The sequence below is a fragment of the Actinopolymorpha sp. NPDC004070 genome, from assembly GCF_040610475.1.
Taxonomy (GTDB): Bacteria; Actinomycetota; Actinomycetes; order Propionibacteriales; family Actinopolymorphaceae; genus Actinopolymorpha.
In genome coordinates this window covers 17,016-41,253 of the sequence record NZ_JBEXMJ010000024.1, presented here as the reverse complement: position 1 = coordinate 41,253, position 24,238 = coordinate 17,016, and the positions used below count along the sequence as shown (strand labels likewise).

Genomic DNA, 24,238 nt, shown 5'->3' with positions numbered 1-24,238 from the left:
CCTACCTACTCCCCTACCCCGGCGGCGGCGAACGCCTCCGCCGTCGTGTGCAGTGTCGCGATCCGGTCCTCGACCGTGGCGCCGAACGGCGAGACGGCCACGGTGGTGACGCCGGCGTCTGCGTAGGCACGCAGCCGTCCGGCGATCCGGTCGGCCGGGCCCAGCAGCGAGGTGCTGTCGACGAACTCGAAGGGCACGGCCGCGGCGGCGTCCCGATGCTGCCGGGCGAGGTACAGGTCCTGTACCCGCGCGGCCTGCTCGGCATATCCCATCCGGACGGCCAGCGCGTTGTAGAAGTTCTGCGTACGACTGCCCATCCCGCCGAGGTACAGCGCGGCGTATCCGCGGACCGGCATCGCGCACGCCTCGACGTCGTCACCGGTCACCACCGGCGCGCAGGCCACCACGTCGAACCCGGACAGGTTCTCGGAACCGGACAGGTTCTCGGCACCGGACAGGTCCTCGGAGCTGCCGGGCCGGTCCGCGCGAGCCCGGCCCGCGCGCAGGTGGGCGAGGGAGTCCGGCACGAACTCCGGCGCCACGAAGACCCCCAGCCAGCCGTCGGCGATCTCACCGGCGAGCGCGAGGTTGCGCGGGCCGACGGCGGCGAGGTAGACGGGCAGGTCGGAGCGCAGCGGGCGTACGGACAGCCGCAGCGGCTTGCCCGGCCCGTCGGGCAGCGGAAGCGTGAGGTGCCGCCCGGCGTACTCCAGCCGCTCCCGGCGCAGCACCTGCCGGACCACCTGGACGTAGTCGCGGGTGCGGGCCAGCGGATGGTCGAAACGTACGCCGTACCACCCCTCCGACACCTGCGGACCGGACACGCCGAGTCCGAGGCGGAACCGCCCGCCGGACAGCGCGTCCAGGGTGGCGGCCGTCATCGCGGTCATCGCCGGTGCCCGGGCCGGGATCTGGAAGACGCCGGAGCCGATGTCGATCCGCTCGGTGCGGGCCGCCACGGTCGCGAGGAGGGTGGCGGCGTCCGTGCCGTACGCCTCCGGTGCCCAGCACACGGAGTAGCCGAGCCGATCCGCCTCGACCGCCAGCGGGACCGTGTCGGCGAGGTCGCCGGTGTCCCAGGCGCTCAGGGTGAGTCCCAGTCGCACGCGCTGTCACCCTTCGTACGTTCGCTGCCGGTCCGTCTCACCGTCGCGGACCGACGGCCGCGGCGAGCTTACTGGCCGATTCCGGGGTACGGGACGGCAGGCACGTCCGTGTCGGCCCGGCATGCCCTAGGGTCTGTGCCACCAGCTCGCGGCGCTCGGTAGCTCGGCCTCCCGCGGGCGGGCGGCACAGGATGGGGGGATTCGTCGATGCAGCAGCGTCACCTCGGCCGGACCGGCCTGCGGGTCTCCCGGCTGGCGCTGGGCACGATGACGTGGGGCCGTGACACCGACGAGCACGAGGCGCGCGAGCAGCTCACCGCCTTCGTCAACGCGGGCGGCACCCTGGTCGACACCGCCGCGGGGTACGCCGACGGCGACAGCGAACGCGTCCTCGGCCGGCTGCTCGGCGAGGTCGTCCCCCGCGAGAACCTCGTGCTGGCCACCAAGGGCGGGGTTTCCCGGCGCGGCGGCCACCGGGTGGTCGACGTCTCCCGCCGGACCCTGCTGGCCGAACTGGACGGATCGCTGCGCCGGCTCGGCGTGGACACCGTCGACCTGTGGCAGTTGCACACCTGGAGCCCGGCCGTACCCCTGGAGGAAACCCTGTCCGCGCTCGACTTCGCGGTCAGCAGCGGCCGGGCGAGGTACGTCGGCATCTCCAACTACACCGGCTGGCAGACCGCGCACGCCGCGACCTACCAGCAGGCCTGGCCCGGGCGGGCGACCCTCGCCTCGACGCAGGTGGAGTACTCCCTGCTGCAGCGCGGGATCGAACGCGAGGTGCTCCCGGCCGCGGAGGCGCTCGGGCTCGGCGTACTCCCCTGGTCCCCGCTCGGCCGCGGCGTGCTCACCGGCAAGTACCGCGCCGGCACCCCGGCGGACTCCCGGGCCGCGTCACCGCACTTCGAGCGGTTCGTCGGGGTCTACCTCGACAAGCGCAGCTACCGCATCGTTGACGCGGTGTGCCGGGCCGCCGAGGGGCTCGGCCTGTCGCCGCTGGAGGTCGCCCTGGCCTGGGTACGTGACCGGCCGGGCGTCACCGCGCCGGTCGTCGGCGCCCGCACGGCCGCCCAGCTGCGCGGCTCGCTCACGGTGGACGACATCGAACTGCCGCCGGAGATCAGCGCCGCACTGGACGACGTGTCCGCCCTGCCGCTCGGCTACCCTGAACGCCGCTGAGTCGGGCCTCACCTGCCGAAACTTGGACGTTCGGCCCGTCGTGTGTCACACCCCTACCGCCGCGTGGGACGATGGTCGGATGGCGGAGTACGAAACGCATCAGCTGACGCTGCCGCGCACTCTGTCCCGCAGAGTGGTGCGGCAGTTTCTTGTGGAGCGGGCCGAGTACGGCGGCTGGGAACTCGCCCGGGTCCGGGTCTATCCCGACGGCCGGCGCACCGTCACCCTCCGGCGCAAGATCATTCGCGTCACCAAGACCGGGCCACTGCCCGGCGCCCTCACGGCCTGAACCCGACCGAACCCGACGAGAGCCCGACCAAGCCTGCCGGGTGGCTCCAGCCGCCCGGCAGGCGCCCGCCGACCCGGTCAGGCCTGGTCGAGGAAACGGTCGACCACCCGGGCGCCGAACTCCAGCGCGTCGGTCGGCACGCGTTCGTCGATCCCGTGGAACATCCCCACGAAGTCCAGGTCCGGCGGCAGCTTCAGCGGCGCGAACCCGAAGCACTGGATGCCGAGCCGGGTCCAGGCCTTGCCGTCGGTGCCGCCGAACATGAGGTACGGAACGGCGCGGCCCTGCGGGTCCTCGGCCACGAGCGACGACTTCATCGCCTCGACCAACTGCCCAGCGAACTCCGTCTCCGTCGCGACGTCGTAGTTAAGAATCTCCCGGGTCACCTTGTCGCCGATCAGCTCGTCGATGGTGGCCAGGAACTCCTCCTCACCGCCCGGCACGAACCGCCCGTCGATGGTCGCGGTGGCCTCGCCGGGGATGACGTTCGCCTTGTATCCGGCGTCCAGCATCGTGGGGTTGGCGGTGTTGCTCAGGGTGGCACCGATCGCCCGGGACACCGTGCCCAGGCGGGTCAGCGTCGCCTCGACGTCGCTCGGGTCGTCGGCGTTCAGGTCGACCCCGAGCGCCTCGGACACCTCGGCCAGGAAGGCCCGGACGCTGGGGGTGAGCCGGACCGGCCACTTGTGGGCGCCGATCCGGGCGACCGCGGCGGCGAGTTCGGTCACGGAGTTGTCGTCGTTGCGCACCGACCCGTGCCCGGCCCTGCCCCTGGCCCGCAGCCGCAGCCAGGCCATGCCCTTCTCCGCGGTCTGCACGGGGTAGAGGCGCAGGTCGTCGCGTACGGTCAGGGAGAACCCGCCGACCTCGCCGATGGCCTCGGTGCACCCTTCCAGCAGGTCGGGGTGCTTCTCGACCAGCCAGTGGGCGCCCTTGCGGCTGCCGGCCTCCTCGTCGGCGGTGAACGCCAGCACGACCGGACGGCGGGGCGGCCGGCCGTCGCGTGCCCGGGCCCGGAGCACCGACAGCACCATCGCGTCGAAGTCCTTCATGTCGACCGCGCCGCGCCCCCAGAGGCACCCGTCCTTGATCTCCCCGGCGAACGGGTCGACGCTCCAGTCGGCGGCCACCGCGGGTACGACGTCGAGGTGACCGTGCACCAGCAGCGGCTCGGCGTCGGGGTCGGCGCCCTCCCAGCGGGCCACCACCGAGGTGCGACGGGGCTCGGGCTCGAACACCTGGGGCTCCAGCCCGGCCTCCGACAGCAGCCCGGCGACGAACTCGGCGGCGTCCCGCTCACCCGGCCCGTCGCGACCATCGCCGTAGTTGCACGTGTCGATCCTGATCAGGTCACGACAGATCTCCACGACCTCGGCGTCCGGGGCCGACCGGCGGTCGGCGGCACCGGGTGCGGACGTCGGCTGCTGGGCGTCGTCGCTCATCCCCTCATCCTGCCGGTATTCGCCCGATTTTGCAGCCCGGGTGCGGCGGAGCGACCGACCCGGGCGGTTTGCTACAGTGAGCCGCGCGCAGGGGCACATCGACCTGCGCCGCGTCCGGGTGGCGGAATAGGTAGACGCGCTAGCTTGAGGTGCTAGTGCCCGCAAGGGCTTGGGGGTTCGAGTCCCCCCTCGGACACACAGATCATCCAGCACATCCGACGTGCACATCGCACGCGAAGATCTTCACCAGGGTAGACGTCCGTGGACGTCGAAGTAGCCACCGCTGGGGCCGTCCGGACCGAGCTGTGCCATGCGGACGATGATCTCCGCACCCTCCTCGACGCTCTGCGTACCCGTGCGGTGGTTCAGGTCGGTCTTGGTGTAGCCGGGCTCGACCGCGTTGATCCGCATCCGCGGGAACGCCTTGGCGTACTGCACGGTGATCATGTTGACCGCGGTCTTGGACGCGGGATAGGCGATGCCGGGGTACGCGTACCCCGGCATGGCGGGTTCGGCGACTCGGCTCAGTGAGCCCAGGCCGCTGCTGACGTTGACCATCACCGGTGCGGCGGACCGAGCCAGCAACGGCAGGAACGCGTGGATGACGCGTACCGTTCCGAAGACGTTGGTCTCGAACAGTGACCGCATCGTGTCGGCGGTGGTGTCCGCGGCACCGACGACTCCCCCGTCGGGGAGCCGTCCCTCGATACCGGCGTTGTTGACGAGTACGTCCAGTCCCCCGTCGTCCTCGATGACCTTCGCCGCCGCCGCGACGGACGCGTCGTCGGTGACGTCGAGGAGCACCATTCGCGCGCCCAGTCGCTCGGCGGCCTGACGCCCGCGCTCCGCGTCCCGGCTGCCCACGTAGACGCGGTGGCCCGCCGCGAGCAGTTGCCGTGCGGTCTCGAAGCCCAGACCCTTGTTCGCTCCGGTGATCAGCGTTCTCGTCGTTGTCGTCATGTCCTCCAGGTTGCCGACCCGCCGCGGCACCAGCCAGCCGTCCGGTCTTCCTGGGACTGCTGGTACCAGGTCCGCCCCCGGGGTCCGACCTACGCGGAGGTGCACACTGGGGAGCATGGCGGGTCGCGAGTTCGGCGAAGCGGTGCGCCGCTGGCGCGACCGGGTCCCTCCGGCGGCCGTCGGGCTGCCCACGGGGCGGAACCGCCGTGCGGCCGGGTTGCGCCGCGAGGAGCTGGCCCTGCTCGCCGGAATCTCCGTCGACTACGTCACCCGCCTCGAGCAGGGTCGTGCCGACAACCCGTCGGCGCAGGTGGTCGAGGCCCTGGCCAGGGCATTGCGGCTGGCACGGGGCGAGCGGGCACACCTGTTCCAACTGGCCGGTCTAGCACCGCCCGGCCCGGACGCGGTCCCCGCGTACGTCACCCCGAGTGTCCAGCGCCTGCTGGACAGGCTGACCGGGACACCCGTCGCGGTGTATGACGCATCCTGGACGCTGCTCGTCGCGAATCCGCCGTACGCGGCGTTGATGGGGGATCCATCGCACTTGCACGGCAACCAGCGCAACGGCGTCTGGCGCCACTTCCTCGGCGAGGACACCCGGGTCCGGCACACGAGCCAGTCGCGGAGCGGGTTGGAGGCCGCGCTGGTCGCCGACCTGCGTACGGCGACCGCCCGCTACCCGTCCGACCAGCACCTCCGGCGGCTGGTGGCGGAGCTTCGGGCGAACAGCGACCGATTCTCCGAGCTGTGGGCCGCCGGCGCGGTCGGTCACCACGAGGCCGCTCGCAAGACCATCGACCATCCGCGGGTAGGTCCAGTGACACTGGACTGCGACGTGCTCACTGTGGCCGGCGCCGACCTGCGCGTCATGGTCTACACGGCCGAGCCGGACACCGAGGACGCCGAACGCCTCGCGCTGCTCACGGTGCTCGGTACGCAGGCGCTCACCGGATAAGTGACGCCCACGCTTCGACGGGTGCCGAAGTTTTTCTCGTGGGGTCCTGTCCGGATGGCGAAGTCCACCCGCGCCCGTACGCCCGGCACCAACAGCTCCGAGAGGACCGGCGGCGACTCCCGCCGCTCCTCGCCGGCACATCCGGGGCTCGTTCTCGCCACCATGTGCGTCGGGATGTTCCTCGTGCTCCTCGACGTCACCGTTGTCAACGTCGCCTTGCCTACGCTCGGCGCCCAGCTGCACAGCGATGTGGCGGGAATGCAATGGGTGGTTGACAGCTACACGGTCGCCCTGGCCGCACTCCTTCTCACTGCCGGCACGCTCGGTGACCTCCACGGTCATTCGAGGATGGTCCTGGTGGGTCGCTGGTTGCGAAGCAGCCACTCGGCGGGCGGTCCACGTTGGCCGGATGGCTGTCCGGTGAGAGAGCGGAGCGACAGTTCGTCTCTGATAGTTTCGTCACGCCGTACGAAAGCCTGCCGACCGGTGCCGTTCTGGATCACCGTGCAGGAGTTCACGGCCGCCATGCGGCGTCGGCTCCAACCTGTTCGAAGTCGTACCGGACGCCTGAGCAGGCGAAGCTGCAACCCTTCGACCCGAAGAGCCAGACGTTCACCGCCCAGGCTGACTGTGCCGTCAACCTGGGCTTCGCGATGTGGATTCCGCCAGGGCAGGGGGCCATCGACGGGGACACCTATCACCAGATCTACAGTGAGAATTACAAGCCGGACATGAGCCCGGGCGCCACGTCGGCGGGCGGCTCGAAGACCGTCGCCTGGACCTACCACGCGTCGCTGTTGGACGATCTGCCCTCCTACCACGTGGGAAAGCCGCACGCGCCGGCTCGTGTCGTCGTGATGGCAATTCCGTGCATCGCCGACAACCTTCCGGCGGAGACCAAGGTCGCCGCGGTCGCTACTTACGACATCGCCAGCGGGAAGGACCCTCTCCTGCAACCGCACAACCTGCGCGGCTACGACGTCAAACTGCTCGCCCACGCCGCCTGCCAGGCGAACACCTGACCGTCCTGGCCAGGGGTGCGAGCGATCTCCGGCGAACCTGGCTAGGGTACGTACTCTCCTCGACGTGGCGGAGCGCGGCAGCCCAGACCTCGGGTCGTCACCTGTCAGGTCGACGCACGAGAGGACACCCCCGTGAAAGCACGCCATGCCTCGGCCATCGCCAGCGTCGTGGCCTGGGAGGCCCTGGACTCCAGGGGCCGGCCCACCGTCGCGTGTCGCGTCCAGCTCGGCGGCGGCGCGGTCGGCCGCGCGATCGTGCCGTCCGGCGCGTCGACCGGCGCGCACGAGGCGGTCGAACGCCGCGACGGCGGCGAACGCTACGACGGCTGGGGCGTGCGCTCGGCGATCTCCGCGCTCACCGGCGAGCTCGGTCCCGCTGTCGCGGGCCTCGACGCCACGGACCGTGCCCTGGTGGACGCCCGGCTGGAGGAGGTCGACGGTACGCCCGACCTCGCCCGCACCGGGGCGAACGCCGTCCTGGCCGTGTCGCTGGCCTCGGGACTGGCCGGCGCCCAGGCACTGGGCAGGCCGCTGTGGCATGTGCTGGCGGCCGCCGAGCCCGGAGGCGCCGCGACCGGCCGGACGCTGCTGCCGATGCCGATGGCGAACATCTTCTCCGGTGGGGCGCACGCGGCCGGCGCGGTGGACATCCAGGACGTGCTGGCCGTCCCGGTCGGTGCGGAAAGCTTCGCACACGCGCTGGAGATCGTGGCCCGCGTACGCGCCGCGACCGCGGCGGTCCTCCAGCGGCGTGGCCTGTCGCCGGCCCTGGTCGCCGACGAGGGCGGGCTGTCCGCACCCATGTCGGACAACGAGGCCGCCGTCGGCGTGGTGTGCGAAGGCATCGAGGCCGCCGGCCTGCGGTCGGGAGTCGACGCCGCGGTCGCCGTCGACCTCGCCGCCAGCCAGTTCGGTACGGCGGAGGGGCGCTACCACCTGCGGTGTGAGGACCGCGAGCTCGACCGCGCCGACTGGCTCGCCCGGCTGGCCGGTTGGTGCGAACGGTACCCGATCGTCTCGCTGGAGGACGTCCTGCACGAGGACGACTGGTCCGGCTGGGCCGAGGCGGTGAAGGTGCTCCCCGACCACTGTCAACTGCTCGGTGACGACCTGTTCGCGACGCACGTCGAACGCGTCCGGGAAGGAATCGATCGCCGGAGCGCGAACGCCGTTCTGGTCAAGCCCAACCAGGCCGGCACCCTCACCCGCGCCGAACATGTCGTACGCGAAGCACAGCGCGCTGGTCTGGGAACCGTCGTCAGTGCCCGTTCCGGTGACACCGAGGACACCTGGCTGGCCGACCTCGCCGTCGGCTGGCGCGCGGGACAGATCAAGGTGGGTTCGACGATGCGGTCCGAACGCACCGCGAAGTGGAACCGCCTGCTCGAACTCGAGCACGACCTGGGGCGGAAGGCCGCGCTCGCCGGCCCGGAGGTCTTCGGCCGTTCGACATCGGTGTCCGAGGTCCGCACCTGACTGCGTGCGCGTCGAGCCGTCAATACCGCCTTGACATGTGACCTGGCTCGTACTCCTCCGCTCGGTGGCCGTCGGCTGGTCCCCGTGTGCGGGACGTGCGAGGGCCGACCAGAAGCCGACTGGGAATGTCCGGACGTACCTCTCTTCGGGGGTTGTCGGCGCCAGGCAAGTTGAAGAGACATCGATTCTTCTTGTGGGTAAGGGGTTTCCCGCGCACATCAGTCGATCTTGTTCGGTAAAATCGAACGCATGAGCGACGGCAGTGGGTTCTTCGGCGACGACTCGGGTGGGGGCCCGGGTCGTCGCCGGGTGCTGCCTGCTGGGTTGGCGGACATGCCGGCGGGGCCGCGGCTTGCTGTGCTGGTCGCCTCGGTGGACCGGGCTTTGTGTAACGGGTTCGAGCTGGAGGAGCTGGTCAGGGCGCGCCGGAGGCTGATCGGCTGGCTTGAGGCTGAGTGCCTGTCCGATGTGAACGAGTTGGCCCACACCGCCCCCGGTATGCCTGAGGAGCCGGCCGAACGCAGTGTCGGGTTGGACTCGATGACCCAGGTCGTTCTGGAGGCTCTGCTGGGATGGTCTGGCTATCACGCCGACTGGTATCTGACGCTGGCCATCACCCTTCCCCGCCTGCCCCGGGTGCGGCAGGCGTTGGCGTCGGGGCGGTTGGAGTTGGCTGAGGTCCGCATCATCGTGGACCGGGTCACCGACGCCAAACCGCATCTGTGGGGCGGGATCGAGGACGCGATCTTCCCCAAGGTGCTGGAGCTTCGTGGTGGGTTGTTGCGGGCGAAGGTGGAGGCGGAGGTGGTCAAGGCCGACCCCGACGCTGCCGCCAAACGTCACCGGGCTGCAAGGTCGGGGCGCAATGTCGCGATCTGGCCTGCCGTCGACGGTGTCGCCGACCTCGCCGTCCGCGGACTGTCCGCGGACCAGGCCGCGGAGGCGTACGGCTACATCGACGCCATCGCCCGCGCGGTCAAGTCCAGCGGCGACCCCCGCAAGCTGGGCCAGTTGCGTGCGGACGTGGCCTACTCCCTGCTCGCCGGCACCGCCGACATCACCGACTGCTCCGCACCCAGCCAAGCTGACCAAACGCACGGCCAGAGCGACCTGGACCAGACCCCGGTTGACCAGACCGCGGTTGACCAGGCGGCGCAGGACCACGCGGCGCAGGACCAGGCGGCGCAGCCGGAGCGGTCCGAGCCGGGCAACGCCGAGCCGGGCAACGCCGAGCAGCAAACGGCCGCTAAGGAATCGACCGAGGACGCGCACTGCGACCAGGACGCCTACTGCGACCAGGAACCACACTGTGCCGTTCACCGGTTCTCCGACCACGACCTGCACGACAGCTGGTGTGAGTGTGGCGACTGCTCCCCGGCACCGGTCCCCAGCTGCAGCGTGTGCGGGGCGGCCGCGAAGCACGGTGTTCCGGTCCACGACACCGCCGCTCACCACGCCGCCGACCGCGGCTCGGCCGGGGAGAGCGCGACGGAGTGTGACGTGGCCGGGGAAAACTTGGCCGGGGAGAACTTGGCCGGGGAGAACGTTGCCGGAAGCGGCGCAACCGGTGAGAGTGCGGCTTCGGTGACCGGGCCTTCTGCTGCGGGTCAGATCCCGCGGCAGAACCGGCCAACGGATGAGACGGCCGACCCACCGGATCAGCCTGATCTACAGGGAGACGACTCCACACCGCCAGCCGCACCGCCGGCCTGGTCTTCCTCGCAGCCGAGCTGGGGGCCGATCCGAACGCGCGCCAAGATCCAGCTGAACGTGCCGCTGACCACCCTGATGGGACTGTCCACCCGGCCCGGGGAGCTCGGCGGGTTCGGACCCGTCATCACCGAGGTCGCCGCGAGACTGGTGGCGAACAACCTCACCAACCCCGAAGCCAGGTTCAGCGTCGGAATCACCCACCCCGTCACCGGACGCCTTCTTCATTTGCATCCGATACCGGCGAGGTTCCTGCGCGGACTCCAAGCCGAGTTGGTGGCTGCCCGCGACCAGCGGTGCGTATGGACCACCTGCCGCAGACCGGCGGCGACGTGTCACCTGGACCACAACACCGAATACCGGGACGGCGGGGAAACCGGCGTGGACAACATCGCACCGCTGTGCCCACGCCACCACAAGGCCAAAACAGAACGCGACTGGAAACTGAAGCAGACCGGGCCCGGCGAACACACCCTCACCGACCCCTTCGGCCGCAGCTACAGCAGCCGGGCGCCCTCCCTCACCGACCCGGTGACACCAACCGAGCCCGCAACGGCCACCGCCGGAGCGCGGTCGGTCAACGACGATCTGCCGCCGTTCTGACACCCTGACGTACCTGAATCCCTTGAGGGGAAGCAGTTCAGACCGCTTCCTCCAACGCCTTCCCGAAGTCGCGCACCAACTGATTGCCCTGGTTCTCGGCCAACAGGTGTCCCACCGAGATCACCGCCACCACCGGCCACTCCACGATGCCGAGCGCGGCGACGGTGGCCAGCCCGGCGTAGAACGCGAGCTTCTCGGTCGCCGGCAGCGTGACCGGACCGAAGACCGGCAACGTCATCCGCACCGTGTGCTTGTGGATGGCGTGTTCGGCCGCGCTCATCCGGTTGAAGCGGGGCGTACGACGGGCAGGCGTGAGCGCCTTCGCAGAAGCGTTCGCGGCAGACTTCTTCGCGACGGGCCGCTTGGCGGTGGTCTTCCTGGCCGCGGTCCTGGTCGAGGTCTTGTTCGCGGCCGACTTTCGGGCGGGCGCCTTCCTCGCGGCGGACTTTCGGGCGGGCGCCTTCCTCGCAGCGGTCTTCCGGGCGGCCCGGGTGCTCGGTGCGGTGCCGGCTGTCGTCGGCGCAGCGGTCACGGTTTCCACCTCCGTCGCGTACGGGTTCTGCACACCGTAGGCAGCGCCGGCTTCCCGTGGCCTCACCCAGGCTGGGTGAGCGGGTCGGCGAATCCACCCGAAAACCGGCGAACGGCCATCTCGGTCATTCCTTCCAGTCCGGTTCCAAGCGCCGTCCCGGCACCCGCGGCGCCGAGCGCGGTGGCCCAGCCGACCGGGCCGAGTGGCCGGCAGCCGAAGAAGTGGCTGAGCCCCGGCACCTGCACCACGGCGGCCAGGCCGAGCCAGGACACCGCCCCGGCACCCACGACCAGCGGGCTTCGCCAACCGGTCACCACGGACTGCCCGAGCTGGGCACCGACCATCGCCACCAACGCGATCGTTCCTGCTCGGCCCTGCGTACCCGTCGCCCTCCCGACCACCCATCCGGCCGATGCAGCGGCCGCGGTGGCGCCCGCCCGGATCGCAACGTCGCGGGCCAGCCGGCGTCCGAGCGAGGCGTCGGGACCCTCGCGCAGCAACGCTTCCGGGGTGAGGTGGGCAGGCGGCCGGATCGCCAGTGCCAGCGCGGGCAGTACGTCGGTGAAGAGGTTGACCAACAGCAGCTGCCGGGCGTTCAGCGGGGACCCGCTCGGTGAGAGCAGCCCGGCCCCGAGGGTGAACGCCGTCTCCCCCAGGTTGCCGCCCACCAGGACCGCGATGGCGTCCCGTACCGACGCCCACATCGCGCGGCCCTCGACGATCGCGTCGGTGATGGTTTCCAGCCGGTCGTCGGTGACCACCAGGTCGGCCGCCTCCCTGGCCGCGGTGGTGCCGTGCCGGCCGAGCGCGATCCCCACGTCGGCAAGGCGGATCGCCGGCGCGTCGTTCGAGCCGTCACCGGCCATGGCGACCGTACGGCCGATCGACTGCAGCGTCCGGACCACGCGTACCTTCTGCGCCGGCGTCACCCGGGCCACCACCGACACCTCCGGCAGGACGGCCGCCAGCGAGGCGTCGTCATGGCTGTCCAGGTCGGTGCCGGTGAGTACGCGGCCGCCGTCGAGGATGCCGAGCTCCGCCGCGATCGAACCCGCCGTGGTGGGGTGGTCGCCGGTGAGCATCACCACACCGACCCCGGCCCGGCGCAGCAACGCCACCGCCTGCGCGGACGTGGGCCGCACCTGGTCGGCGAGCGCCAGAAAACCCAGCAGGTCGAGGCGTTCCACCCGATCCTCGGTGAGGTCACGACGTCCGGACGCGGCCCGCTCGGCGACCGCGAGTACCCGGAATCCCTGTCCCGCAAGGCGATGTACCTCCGCCTCGACCTTCGCACGCTCGGCCTCGTCCAGCGGACGTACGTCGGCCCCACGGCGCCAGCGCCGGCACTTCGGCATCACGATCTCCGGTGCGCCCTTCACCACCAGCCGCTGTCCGTGGTCGGTGGCGCCGAGTGCGGCGTGGTAGCCGCGACCGGACTCGAACGGCACGTCGTCGACGAGACTCCAGCCGGGCGCGCCGGTGTCCGCGCGTACGCCCACCTCCAGCGCGGCGTCCACCACCGCCCGGTCGGTCGGGTGCGCCGGCACCTCACCCACGACGTGCTCGGGGCTGGCCCGCAACCCGGCCGCGAGCACCAGGGCCCCGTGGTCGCTGAGTTCGTCCAGGGCCTCCTCGTCGATGCCGTCGGAGACCCGCCGCAGCCGGATCCGCCCCTCGGTGAGCGTTCCCGTCTTGTCCATCAGCAGGGTCGTCACCCGGCCGAGCGTCTCCACCGTCGGCGGGTTGCGCACCAGCGCGTTCCGGGCGGACAACCGGCGCGCGGACGCCAGTTGCGCCACCGTCGCCACCACCGGAAGCCCTTCCGGTACGGACGCCACCGCCAGGCTCACCGCCGTGCCGAGGGTGTCGCGCGGCCTGCGCCCGCGCAGCAGGCCCACACCGACGAGCGCGACGCCGCTGCCCAGCGACACCGGAACGGTCAACCGCACAAGGCGGTTCAGGCGTTCCTGCACTCCACCGCCGCTCGGCCGGTGGGCAGCCATCGCGCGGGTTCCCCGGCCGACCTCGGTCTCCGCGCCGGTCGCGACGACCACCGCGGACGTACGACCGGCGGCCACCACCGTCCCGTCGTACACCATGCTGGAGCGATCGGCGACGTCCGCGGCGGCGCACGGCTCGGCCGTCTTGCCGACCAGCTGCGACTCACCGGTGAGGCTGGACTCGTCGGTCTCCAGCGCGCGTTCGGTGAGGATGCGCGCGTCGGCGGGTACGGCGTCACCGGCACGCAGGACCACAACGTCGCCGGGCACCAACTGGTCGGCGAGCACCTCCACCTCGTGGCCGTCGCGCCGCACCCGCACCCGGGCCGCGCTGGTGTCGGCCAACCGGCGTGCCGCCCGGTCGGCACCCACCCGCTGCATGCCGCCGATGACGGCGTTCACCCCCATCGCCACGCCGATCAGCGCCGCGTCGGACACCGAACCGCTGGCGGCGGCGACCCCGGCCCCGGCCGCGAGAGTCGGGGTGAGCGGGTTCGCCAGCTCCCCCAGGCTGGCACCGAGGAGGTTCGCGGGGTGCTCGTCGCCGTCCGCCGACGTGGCCGGGAGCCGGGCGGCGGCCTCGTGCTCGGTGAGCCCACGAGGTGTGCTGCGCAGGCGCCGCAGTGCGGCCGTGGCGTCCAGTGCGTGCCAGTGGTTCCGGTCGGTGCGTACCGGCTCGGGCCGGTGGGCCAGCGCGGCGGCGGACCACGTGCCGGAGACGAAGCCCGCCGCCGCGGCCACGTTGACGCCGATCAGGGCGCGTTCGGTGGCACCGCGGGCGGGCCCGAGCGCGGCGAGCAGGGCGCCGGTGACCGAGCCGTACCCGGCCAGCGCCGCACCGCGCCGGGACACCGTTTTCGCCGCGGCCGCCGCGTCGAGCAGCAGACAGGCGTCCGACAGCCCCGGTCCGCTCAGCAGGTGGGCGCCCCACGGCGGCCGGTGCCCGGGCAGCGGTACGCCGATGCCACAGTCGGCGGTCGCGAGCGCCGCGCCGGGCCCGGCCGACACCAGTGCCACCACCCGGCCCTCGGCCTGCAGCGCGCGGACCGCGCCGGGCAGCCGGTTCCCCGCCGGCAGGACCTTCTCGACATCGAGCCGATCGGCCACGCCGCTCCCCCGCCCGGCGATCATCACCTCACCCGCGCCGCCGGCGGCCGCCGCCAGGGCGTCGGCCAGCGGCGCGAACTCCGGCTCCGCCGCCAGCACCGCGACCAGCTCCCCCGCTCGCGCCAGCCCCAGCGCCACCGCACCCTGGCCGGCCAGCCGGCGCGCCGCCGCCCGTGCCACCGCCGGAACCGAACCCGGCCGGTGGGCCAGCTCGGTCAGCGGGGCGAGCATCCACTCGCCCCGCCGGTGCACGGACTTCGGCAGGGCGGGGTCGAACAGGGTCTCGGCACGCAACCGCAGCCGGGCCTCGGCAGCCGGACCGGTGCCGTCGGGATGGTGCCCGTCGCCGGACTCGACCGGGTCCGAAGCGCACACCGTCAGCGGGCCGAGGACGAACCCTTCGGTACGCAGGATCGCCGCGTCCAGCACCACCGTGTCCACCCGGTCCAGCCGGCGCAACGCCTCCGGGTCCAGGCACAGCGTCCCCCGCGCTGCCAACGCCCGGTTGACACCGGTGGCGAACGCCTCCCGGGCCACGTGCCCCGCCTTGGGAATGCCCGCGCCGACCAGGGCGATCGTGCGCCGCGGGTCCCGGGTGGCCAGCATGGTCGCGCCGGCACCCACCACAGATGCCAGCCCGGCAACGTCGGCCAGTCGTTCCACCGGCCCCGGTGGCAGCGGGCCCGGCCGCGGCGGCAACGACAACGGCGGCGTCCGCTGCCCGTCGTCGGCCGCGCTCAGCTCCGCCTCGCGACCGGCCCACACCTGCCGGCGCCGTCCGGCCTCGTCGGCCAGGGCGAGCCGTTGGGCGGCGTCGACGAGCAGTCCGAGGGGCCCCTGGGCGAGACCCTGCGCGATCGCGTTCCCGGCGGCCAGCGTGAGGTCGGCGGCGGCCCGGCCCAGAAGGCGTTCCCACTCTCGGCGCAGTCGCGGCGTGGAGTCGATCAGGCTGACGAAGGTGGGCACCTCCGCGGGCAGCCGGGCGATCCGCAGCGCCCGGCCGGCGACGCTGAAGCCGAGCGCGGCGACGTCCGCGCCGAACGCGAGCAGCTGCCACTGGCGTGGCTCCACGTCGCCGGGATGGTCCGGGCGCTGCGGGAACGGTTCGCCGGCCAGCCGGTGCCGTCGCTCCACGGTGGCGAGAGCGTCCATGACCTCGGCCAGGACCTCGGCCTGCACCTCGGGCTGCGCGCCGTCACCGTCAGCGTCGTCGTTCCTGTCGTACTCCACGACGACCCGGCCCAGCACCGCGTTCACCCAAGCCCGGTGTACGCCGGGCAACGCCCGCACCGCGTGCTCGAACTCCTCGGCCAGGTGCCCACTGCCGGGCCGCTCGACCCCGCGTACCTCGACATGCGCCCGGCCGTTGCCCGCCCACCATCTGCGGGTGGTCCGGCCCCGGCGCGGCCAGGATCCGGGCGACAGGGTTCCGGACACCAGCCGGCCGACCACAGGCAGGGACGTCCGCAGAGACACGGGCAGGGACATCGCCTGCGCTCAGTGGTGGAAGGAGGACGTCGACCGGCCCTCGGACGGCAGCCGCTCGGGCAGGCGGTCCAGGAACTCCACCGCGTCGGCGATGTCGTCCAGCAACCGACTGGCGAGGTCGGCGGACAGGCCGTTGCGTACGACGACCCGCATCACCACCACGTCCTCGCAGTCCTTCGGCAGCGGGTACGCGGGCACCATCCAGCCGCGGGAGCGCAGCCGGTTGGACAGGTCGTACAGGTCCCAGTTGCCGGTGTGGCCGTCGGTCAGCCGCCAGCACACCACCGGCAGGTCCGTACCCGGCGACATCACGTCGAACGCCTTCATCGCGGCGATCCCGTGTGCGATGATCCCGGCGACGTCGCGGCTGGCCTCCTGCACCCGGGTGAAACCGCGCCGGCCCAGTCGCAGGAAGTTGTAGTACTGCAGCAGCACCTGCGAGCCTGGCCGGGAGAAGTTCAGGTTGAAGGTGCTCTCCTCCCCGCCCAGGTAGGCCACCTTGAACACCAGCTCCTCCGGCACGAACTCCTTCGTCCGCCACACCGCCCAGCCCACGCCGGGATAGACCAGGCCGTACTTGTGGCCGGAGGCGTTGATGGAGTGCACCCGGTTGAGCCGGAAGTCCCACCGCAGCGTGGGATGCAGGAACGGCGCCACGAACCCGCCGGAGGCGGCGTCCACGTGCACGGGCACGTCGTGCCCGGTGCGTTCGTGCAGGTCGTCGAGCGCGGCCGCGATGTCGGCCACCGGTTCGTACGCCCCGGTGTAGGTGACCCCGAGGATGGCCACCACGCCGATGGTGTTCTCGTCCACGGCGTCGAGCACGCCCTCGGGGGTGAGGCTCGGCCGGTCGGCGGTGACCGGTACGTACCTCGGCTCCACCTCCCAGTAGTTGGCGAACTTCTCCCACACCACCTGCACGGCCGAACTGAACACGATGTTCGGCCGGTCGGCCGGCTTGCCCTCGGCACTGCGGGCCCGCTGCCAGCGCCGCTTGAGCGCCAGCCCACCCAGCATGGACGCCTCCGACGATCCCACGGTGGAGGTGCCCAGCGCCGCGTGGCTGTCCGGAGCGTGCCAGAGGTTGGCGATGATGTGGACGCAGCGGTTCTCGATCTCCGCGGTGATGGGGTACTCGTCCTTGTCGACGAGGTTCTTGTCCGCCGCCTCGGCGTAGAGCTCGCCGGCCTCGCGCTCCATCCAGGTGGTCACGAACGTCGCGAGGTTCTGCCGGGTGTTTCCGTCCAGCATGATCTCGTCGTGGATCAGCTGGTACGCGGTCTCCGGCAGCATCTCGTCGGTGCCGAGGGAGTAGCGCGGCACCCGCCGCTCACCCAGTCGTGCAAAGAGAGGGTTGACGGCCACCTCGTCCGGCAACCGGCGCGAGGTACGGCGATAGCGCATGCCATCCTCATGCCCAGCCGGCCACTCCTTCACGCCGGAGCGTGGACTTCCGGCCAGGGTGACCACCTCGTGGCCACCCTGGCGGGGGCACAACGTCCGCCCGTACGGGACCTCCGGCCGGTGTGGCCGCAACGTCGGGCGACCGCCGGGCTCACCTACCCGCCGGCGCGGCTCACCACAGGCTGGACTTCGCGAACCTGCGGGCGAGCTGGTTGGCGGCGATCAAGAGCACCAGTCCGACCACCGAACGGAACAGCCCGATCGCCGCCGCGTAGGAGAACAGCGGCACGTCGGAGGCCAGGCCGACCTTGTAGACGTAGGTGTCGATCACCTCGGAGGTGGACAGGTTGAGGTTGTTCTGCATCAGCAGCACCTTCTCGAACCCGATGCTCAGGATCGAGCCGATGTTGAGGATCAGCAGGATCACCGCGATCGGCGCGATGCCGGGCAGGTCGATGTGCCAGATGCGCTTGAGCTTCGTCGCACCGTCCACGATCGCGGCCTCGTGCAGCTCGGGGTCGATGCCGGCCAGCGCAGCGAGGTAGATGATCGCGGAGAAGCCGAGGCTCTGCCACACCCCCGACCAGACGTAGATGTGCCTGAACAGGCCGGGGTCGCCCATGAAGTCGGTCGGTGAGATCCCGAACAGCCCGAGCAGGTTGTTGACCATGCCGATCCGCGGGTCCAGCAGCACGAACAGCATGCCCACGATCACCACGGTGGAGATGAAGTGCGGTGCGTACGTCACCATCTGCACCGTGCGCTGGAACCACCGGACCCGCACGTAGTTGAGGGCGAGCGCCAGCACGATCGGCAACGGGAACGTCGCCACCAGCTCGTAGGCCTGCAGGACGATGGTGTTCCGGATCACCGGCCAGAACTGGTAGGACTCGATGAAGCGGGTGAAGTTGTCGAACCCGACCCACGGGCTGCCGGTGATGCCCTGGACGACGTTGTAGTTGCGGAAGGCGATCTGCACGCCGTACATCGGCCAGTACTGGAAGATGATGATGTAGACGACCGGCAGCAACAGCATCAGGTAGAGCTGCCAGCCGTGCCCGATCCGCCGGGCGGTCATCCCCCAGCGCGACCGCCGGTCGATCCGCCTCGGCCCGCCCGGTCCGGACTCCGCGATCTCCCGGCGGTCGGTAAGTGTGTCAGTCACGTCGTACTCCCGTCCGTTTGCTGGAGACCGCTCAGCCCTTGAGCGAGCCGATCATGACGCCCTTGACGAAGTGCCGCTGGACGAACGGATACGCCAGCAGCGGCGGGACGCTGGCGATCACGATCAACGAGTACTTCAGCAGGTCCCGCAGCTCCTGGACCCGCATCAGCTCCGCGGCGTCCTGGATCTGGGACGGATCGATGGAGTTCTTGACCAGGATCTCGCGCAACACCAGCTGCAGCGGGAACAACGACTCGTCGGTGAGGTAGATGAGGGCGTTGAAGAACTGGTTCCAGTGCCCCACCGCGTAGAGGAGCGCGTTGACCGCGATGATCGGCTTGGACAGCGGCAGCACGATCCGGGTGAAGAACTTGAAGTCGTCGCACCCGTCGATGCGGGCCGCCTCCAGTAGCTCGTGCGGAATCGTCACCTGGTAGTAGGTCCGGGTGATGATCATGTTCCACACCGCCATCGCGGTCGGCAGGATCAGCGCCCAGCGGGTGTTGAGCAGTCCCAGCTGGTGCACGACGAGGTAGGTCGGGATCATGCCGCCGCTGAACAGCATGGTGAACACGAACAGGAACATGAAGCCGTTGCGGCCGTAGAGATCCCGCCGCGACAACGGGTAGGCCGCCAGCAGCGTCATGGTCACGTTGATCAGCGTGCCGACCACCGCGTAGAAGACCGAGTTGAGGAAACCGGTGACGATCGACTTGTACTCGAAGATCGCCTTGTATCCCTCGAGGTTGAAGTCCACCGGCCACAACCACACCTGCCCGGAGCTGATCGCCTGGGCCGAGCTGAACGACGCGCTGAGGATGTACACCAGCGGGTACAGCACGGCCACAAGGAACAACCCCAGGACGGCGATGTTGCAGACGTTGAAGATCCGGTCGGACCGGGTCTCCTTCAGTGCCGTCACCGCCATGCTCACTCTCCTCCTCGTTCGAAGACCGGTCGTTCGTGGGCCGGTCGGAGCGGGCGGGTCACCGGGGGCACACCGGCGACCCGCCCGCACCGAGTTCCGGGTCGGGCCGAAGCGCGGCCTACTTGTACTTCGCCTCGTACGCCTTCTGGTTGATGTCGACGTACTGCGGGGTCCCCATTCGCTCGAGTGTCGAGGTGTAGTTCTTCCACGCGGCGTCGTCGTCGACGTTCCACTGACCGAGTACGAACTTCGACAGGGACTGCTTGACGTAGTTGGAGAGGGTGAGGCTCAGCTCGCCCGTCTGCGCGGCCTGTTCCTCGTCGAGGTACAGCGGCGGAAGCTGGACCGACTTGTCGACCCTGTCCGCGTAGTAGGCCTGCTTGCTCTCCTCGTACAGCGGCTTCTCGAACGTCGGGTTCTTCGGGTCGGCCACCTCGCCGAGACGGTAGTCGTTGGAGCGGTAACCCAGGCCCAGCTGGCCCCACCACTGCCCGTCCGGCGGCGGCCAGGTGCCGAGCGTGGTCCACACGGCCTGCTTGCCGTTGATGCCGACCTCGCCCTTCTTCGCCCAGCGCCAGCCCTTGTCGAGGTCGCCGCTGTAGGCCCGCATGATGGCCTCCAGCTCGTACTGCCCGTCGGCCCACTGCACCGCGACGGCGGGGTTCTTGCACGCCTTGGTGACGACGAACGCGCCACCGGTGACCGCGCCGTAGTAGTTCCACGTCGGGTACGCCTTGCCGTCCGGTCCCTTCGGGACGGGAACGGCCACGTAGTCGCGCCAGCGCGCCTTGGGGTCGTCGTCGTTCAGCGTCGCGAAGCTGCCCCAGTACCACGTTCTGGTCGCCCCGAGGATCGGGTCGCCCTTGTGGTCCCCGACGCGGCGCAGCTGGTCGCCGTCCTGGGTGAACGACTGCCGCGCGAGCAGGCCCTGCTTGTACAGCTTGTTCATGTAGCGCAGACCCTCGCGCCACTGCGGCTTGTTGAAGGTCACGTCGACCTTGCCGTTGTTCAGCACCAGCCAGGGCTCACCCGGGTTGTACATGAACGCACTCATGAAGTAGGTGTCCAGCGCGTCGTCCTTGCTGGACATCAACGGCACCTCGTCGCGCTTGCCGTTGCCGTTGGGGTCCTTGTCCTTGAACGCCTTCAGGACCGCCTCGAACTCCTCCAGCGTCGTCGGCATGTCCATGCCGAGCTTGTCGAGCCACGGCTTGTAGATCCACATCCGCTGGTTGCCGCAGTTGCAGTGGAAGCAGTCGTTGACGTACGGCATCGAGTAGATGTTGCCGTCGGTGGAGGTGAGGAGGTTCTTGGCGTCCGGGTAGTCCTTGAAGATCCGCTTGGTCTCGACGGTGTACTCGTCGATCAGCTTGTTCAGCGGGACGAACAGCCCCTGCGAGCCGTAGAGCAGCTGCTGGGCGTTGGTGAAGTTGATGTTCATGAACACGTCGGGAATGTCCCCGGAGGCGATCATCGCGTTGACCTTGGTCATCGCGTCGTCCCCGCCGGCCACCACCTGCCACTTGATGGCCACGTTGGTGGTCTTCTCGTACCACTTGGTGAAGTCGTTCTTGGCCCAGTTGCCGACGGAGACGTTCTGCGGCACGACGACGCGCAGGGTCACCTTCTCCTTGACCAGCACGGCCTTCTTCGACGCCCGCGGGCCGACATAGCCCTCTGGGTAGATGACGTCGGAGATCGGCGTGGTCTTCGGTCCGCCCTTGGCGGCCAACGGGTCCTTCGCGACGGCGTCCTTGGACTTGTCGCCGCCGCTGCTGCACGCGGCGAGCACCGGGCCCGCGGCTGCCGCCGACAACCCCACGCCGACCGCCCGGGTGACGAACTGCCGTCGGGACGAGCCCGGACCGCGTTCCGGCCTCACCGTCAGGCTCGCCTCGAGCTTTTCATCTGCTGCCATTGCACTTACTCCTCTGCACCCAGGAACGATGAACTTCTGCCCTCCCCGAGGGGTGGGCCGGCTGGAGCTGGTTGCGGCGACCGGAGCGGTCCGGACCACCGGCGCGTACACCGAAGACGTGAGCGCCTGCGAGCGGCGTCCACGAGTTCGGCAAGGATGGAACATCCCCGTGGCAACAAACAGCATGAGCTGTAAGGAGAAACGATCTGGGAAAGCGATTGCTGGACTCAGTCGCGGTGGTGTGGTGACGCCCTGAGTCTTCGTCGTACCGACGACCTGGGAAGCCTGCGCATCTCAGTCGCCTCCCAGCCTCGGACGGTCCGAACTTCCGTCGTACAGCGGTGCGAGCCGGGCCCGGGATGCCTCCAGGTGAGCCCGCATGGCGGCCTCGGCGGCATCGGTGTCACCGCCGGCGATGGCGTCGACCAGGACGCGGTGCTCGCGCAGTGCGGCCGACCCCATTCCGGCCCCGTAGTTGAGCCGGATGATGTGCAGATGGCAGTGCGTCCTGGTGAACGCCGCCCGCATCCGGACGTTGCCGCCGAGCTGCTGGATCAGGTCGTGCAGCCGGTGGTCGTGCGCCGCCATCCGTTGGTAGTCCTGGTAGGACGTTCCCTCCGGCGCACTGGGAATCGAGGCCAGCTCCTTGGTGAGGAGCGCGGCCTTCTCGTCGTCGATCGCGGCGGCGGCGCGGGTGGCCGCCCACGGCTCCACTACGAACCGGAACTCGAAGAGGTCCTCGAACTCCGCCTTGCTCAGCAGGGGTGCGGTCGAGTAGCCCCGGAAGGGCTCCTTGATGACCAGCCCCTCCGACTCCAGCCGGACCAGTGCCTCACGCACCGGTGACTGGGAGACCTCCAGTGCCCGTGCCGCCTCGTCGATGTTGATCCGCGCGCCCTGGCTGAAGACGCCGTCCATGATCATTTCCTTGAGCGCTTCGTAGACGCCCTCGGCGAGGTTCTGCCGCCTGGGCAGCACGACGTTGCCACCTCGCCCACCCAGTGAAACCCGTGCACGTGCGCCCATGCCGCGCTCTTTTCAGGTAAGGAGCAACGAGAACTACAGGTTGGCCCTGCGAGGGCCGAGAAGTGGAGAAGGAACGTGCGCGTTCGAGGAGAGCCCTCGATCGTGGATACACGATCCTATAGCCGACACGATCGCGCAATCCCCGCTTAACAATTGGCCCGCGTGCTTCCGTTTTCGGACGCCTCCTCCCGGACAGGAGGCGTCCGGCCGGGCGTTTCAACGATGAACGTTCGAGGCCATCATCCGTACAAGTACGTCCGGCGTCACCACGCGCACATGTGGCGCCAACATGTTGACGACCGACCGCACGTCGTCCACACTCTTGCTCCACGCGTGCCAGATCACCAACGAGTACGCGTCGACGCTGCCGGGATCGCGGCCGGCGTTGTTCACCGTCGCGGCCACACCGGCCTCGTCGGCACCGGACAGGCCCTGCCACAACATGGCGCGTGGTGCCACCACCGGCTTGTCGTTCACCCACACCACCCGGCCGCGGCCGGCGTCGTACCGGGAGTACTCGAGGTACACCAGTCCCTCGATCTGGTCGTGCCGCAGGTAGCTCGACCACAGCGACGTGTCGTCCATCGACTCGAAGTCGAGGATCTGCACGACGCCGAGGTCGGCGCGGCGCATCTGGCCGGCCAGCCGTTCGGTGTGCAGGTCGAGGTCGGCCCTCGGATACCTGCTGGGGTAGAGATAGCCGCCGCCGGAGGGGCCGACCACGAACCGGTCGCGGTGGGAGCCGTCGGCCGCGTTGTCGTAGTACCACCGGAGGACCGACGGTGCGAGGTCGACCAGCCCGGGCGCGACGGCCCAGCCGAGGTCGAGCGCGCCACGCGACGGGCTGCCGTACCACCGCCGGTCGCTCTGGAAGTCGCCGAGCAGCCACTGCACGTTGTCGCCGTCGGTGACGAGGAACGCCACGTGGTGGGTGCCCTGCGGCGGAGCCGGCACGTCGTCAAGCGGGTGTTGACGCACGGTGTCCAGCGTGATCCCGGACAGTGGTGCGAGGTTGCGCGCGTGGTCGGCGGCGATCGTCCGCACACCGGCACGGGAGGAGACCGAGACGAACGCGTCCTCCCCCGCGGACGCGTCGCCCCAGCCGAGCACGGCGGCGTCCGGGTCCAGGCCGGCGACGACCTCGGCGCGGAAGTCGGAGTTGCCGTCGAAGAACATGTACGCGCCGGCCATGGTGGCGTAGTCGCGCAGCTGGTTGGCGAAGTCCGGCTTCTGCTCGACCGCGATGTCGTGCCGCAGGCGGTCCCAGAACGTCCTCCTCACCCAGCGGTCGTCCCGGCCGCGGACGTCGAGGACCCGGCGCATCCCGTGGTCGCGAGCCGTCGCCTCCAGGCTCTCCTCCACCGCGACGGCACCAATCAGTCCGGCGAGGCTGGTGGCGACGTTGACCGAACCGTCGCCGTCGCGGTAGACGACGTAGCGATTCAGCGGCCGTGGGCCGGCCGTCCCCACCCGGGCGAAGCGGTCGACGAGCTCCCATGCGCCGGCCGCCTCGACCACGTCCACGTCGTAGCGATCGGCGAGGTCGGCCAGCCACACCGGATAGCCGACACCGGGCACGTTGACGTAGATCCCCTCCGAGCCCGAGCCCGAGCCCGAGCCCGAGCCCGAGCCCGACCCCGAGCCGGACCCGGTGCCAGATCCTGAGCCCGGCCGCCGGCGCGCCAGCTGACCCTGCAAGGTCGCGACCAGCACGCGTTCGGGCGGGCTCAGGGCCCCCTCGGCGACGGCGTGCAACCGGGTCGGCCGCGCGCCCTTCGGGAACAGGCTCCTTGGTCCGGTGGCGGCCCGTGCGGCGCGGGGCCGGGCCAGGTCGACCGCACCCATGCCGAGCACACCGGCACCGGCCCATGCCATCCGGCTCATCGCCTGCCGCCGGGAGATCCCGGACCGTTCCTCGGTCATCGCGA

General features: G+C 70.5%; 18 protein-coding genes and 1 tRNA gene. 8 read left to right on the top strand and 11 right to left on the bottom strand.

Annotation, left to right across the window (positions count from 1 at the left end):
• Positions 1 to 5 precede the first annotated feature (5 nt).
• Complete coding sequence (locus ABZV93_RS28555) at positions 6 to 1,106, bottom strand: LLM class F420-dependent oxidoreductase (protein WP_354942008.1); 1,101 nt, start codon at positions 1,104 to 1,106, stop codon at positions 6 to 8.
• A 207-nt stretch (positions 1,107 to 1,313) separates the two neighbouring features.
• Between ABZV93_RS28555 and ABZV93_RS28550 the strand changes: the two genes are divergently transcribed.
• Together ABZV93_RS28550 and ABZV93_RS28545 are read left to right on the top strand one after the other, a co-directional pair.
• Positions 1,314 to 2,285 (top strand): aldo/keto reductase, encoded by a 972-nt coding sequence (locus ABZV93_RS28550; protein ID WP_354942006.1) that lies wholly within the window; start codon positions 1,314 to 1,316, stop codon positions 2,283 to 2,285.
• 79 nt (positions 2,286 to 2,364) lie between these two features.
• Positions 2,365 to 2,574, top strand: a complete 210-nt coding sequence (locus ABZV93_RS28545; protein ID WP_092889989.1) for a DUF5703 family protein — start codon at positions 2,365 to 2,367, stop codon at positions 2,572 to 2,574.
• 77 nt (positions 2,575 to 2,651) lie between these two features.
• Here the strand turns inward: ABZV93_RS28545 and ABZV93_RS28540 are convergent, their stop codons facing one another.
• Positions 2,652 to 4,016, bottom strand: coding sequence for a M20/M25/M40 family metallo-hydrolase (locus ABZV93_RS28540; protein WP_354942003.1), 1,365 nt, complete (start codon positions 4,014 to 4,016; stop codon positions 2,652 to 2,654).
• 112 nt (positions 4,017 to 4,128) lie between these two features.
• Here ABZV93_RS28540 and ABZV93_RS28535 point away from each other — a divergent pair.
• Positions 4,129 to 4,212 (top strand) — tRNA-Leu (locus ABZV93_RS28535).
• A 47-nt stretch (positions 4,213 to 4,259) separates the two neighbouring features.
• Here the strand turns inward: ABZV93_RS28535 and ABZV93_RS28530 are convergent.
• A complete protein-coding gene (locus ABZV93_RS28530; RefSeq protein WP_354942001.1) occupies positions 4,260 to 4,976 on the bottom strand; it encodes an SDR family NAD(P)-dependent oxidoreductase in 717 nt (238 codons plus the stop codon).
• A gap of 115 nt (positions 4,977 to 5,091) precedes the next feature.
• Here ABZV93_RS28530 and ABZV93_RS28525 point away from each other — a divergent pair, with 115 nt between their 5' ends.
• The 4 genes from ABZV93_RS28525 to ABZV93_RS28510 all read left to right on the top strand — a co-directional run bounded on the left by ABZV93_RS28525 (position 5,092) and on the right by ABZV93_RS28510 (position 10,742).
• A complete protein-coding gene (locus ABZV93_RS28525) occupies positions 5,092 to 5,931 on the top strand; it encodes a helix-turn-helix domain-containing protein (protein WP_354941999.1) in 840 nt (279 codons plus the stop codon).
• A gap of 401 nt (positions 5,932 to 6,332) precedes the next feature.
• Positions 6,333 to 6,953: a hypothetical protein gene (locus ABZV93_RS28520; protein WP_354941997.1), complete on the top strand. Its 621-nt coding sequence runs from the start codon at positions 6,333 to 6,335 to the stop codon at positions 6,951 to 6,953.
• Between the two features lie 132 nt (positions 6,954 to 7,085).
• On the top strand, positions 7,086 to 8,429 hold the full coding sequence (gene eno, locus ABZV93_RS28515) for a phosphopyruvate hydratase (protein WP_354941995.1): 1,344 nt from the start codon (positions 7,086 to 7,088) through the stop codon (positions 8,427 to 8,429).
• Between the two features lie 249 nt (positions 8,430 to 8,678).
• Entirely contained in the window at positions 8,679 to 10,742 is a 2,064-nt protein-coding gene (locus ABZV93_RS28510; protein WP_354941994.1) for an HNH endonuclease, read from the top strand.
• A gap of 37 nt (positions 10,743 to 10,779) precedes the next feature.
• On the opposite strand, the gene ABZV93_RS28505 is transcribed toward ABZV93_RS28510, so the two are convergent.
• Positions 10,780 to 11,022, bottom strand: coding sequence for a hypothetical protein (locus ABZV93_RS28505; RefSeq protein ID WP_354941992.1), 243 nt, complete (start codon positions 11,020 to 11,022; stop codon positions 10,780 to 10,782).
• 31 nt (positions 11,023 to 11,053) lie between these two features.
• Between ABZV93_RS28505 and ABZV93_RS28500 the strand changes: the two genes are divergently transcribed.
• On the top strand, positions 11,054 to 11,314 hold the full coding sequence (locus tag ABZV93_RS28500) for a hypothetical protein (protein ID WP_354941990.1): 261 nt from the start codon (positions 11,054 to 11,056) through the stop codon (positions 11,312 to 11,314).
• 22 nt (positions 11,315 to 11,336) lie between these two features.
• Here the strand turns inward: ABZV93_RS28500 and ABZV93_RS28495 are convergent, their stop codons facing one another.
• From ABZV93_RS28495 to ABZV93_RS28465, 7 genes are all read right to left on the bottom strand, one after another.
• Positions 11,337 to 15,869 (bottom strand): cation-transporting P-type ATPase, encoded by a 4,533-nt coding sequence (locus ABZV93_RS28495; protein WP_354941988.1) that lies wholly within the window; start codon positions 15,867 to 15,869, stop codon positions 11,337 to 11,339.
• A 9-nt stretch (positions 15,870 to 15,878) separates the two neighbouring features.
• Positions 15,879 to 17,273 carry a glutamate decarboxylase gene (locus ABZV93_RS28490; protein ID WP_354941986.1) on the bottom strand — a complete coding sequence of 465 codons (1,395 nt, stop codon included), beginning with the start codon at positions 17,271 to 17,273 and terminating at the stop codon, positions 15,879 to 15,881.
• A 172-nt stretch (positions 17,274 to 17,445) separates the two neighbouring features.
• Positions 17,446 to 18,438 (bottom strand): ABC transporter permease subunit, encoded by a 993-nt coding sequence (locus ABZV93_RS28485; RefSeq protein ID WP_354941984.1) that lies wholly within the window; start codon positions 18,436 to 18,438, stop codon positions 17,446 to 17,448.
• Between the two features lie 31 nt (positions 18,439 to 18,469).
• A complete protein-coding gene (locus tag ABZV93_RS28480) occupies positions 18,470 to 19,366 on the bottom strand; it encodes a carbohydrate ABC transporter permease (RefSeq protein ID WP_354941982.1) in 897 nt (298 codons plus the stop codon).
• Positions 19,367 to 19,484: 118 nt separating this feature from the next.
• Positions 19,485 to 21,284 (bottom strand): hypothetical protein, encoded by a 1,800-nt coding sequence (locus ABZV93_RS28475; protein WP_354941980.1) that lies wholly within the window; start codon positions 21,282 to 21,284, stop codon positions 19,485 to 19,487.
• A gap of 294 nt (positions 21,285 to 21,578) precedes the next feature.
• A complete protein-coding gene (locus tag ABZV93_RS28470; RefSeq protein WP_354941978.1) occupies positions 21,579 to 22,310 on the bottom strand; it encodes a GntR family transcriptional regulator in 732 nt (243 codons plus the stop codon).
• Between the two features lie 216 nt (positions 22,311 to 22,526).
• Positions 22,527 to 24,233: a hypothetical protein gene (locus ABZV93_RS28465; RefSeq protein WP_354941976.1), complete on the bottom strand. Its 1,707-nt coding sequence runs from the start codon at positions 24,231 to 24,233 to the stop codon at positions 22,527 to 22,529.
• Positions 24,234 to 24,238: the final 5 nt, after the last annotated feature.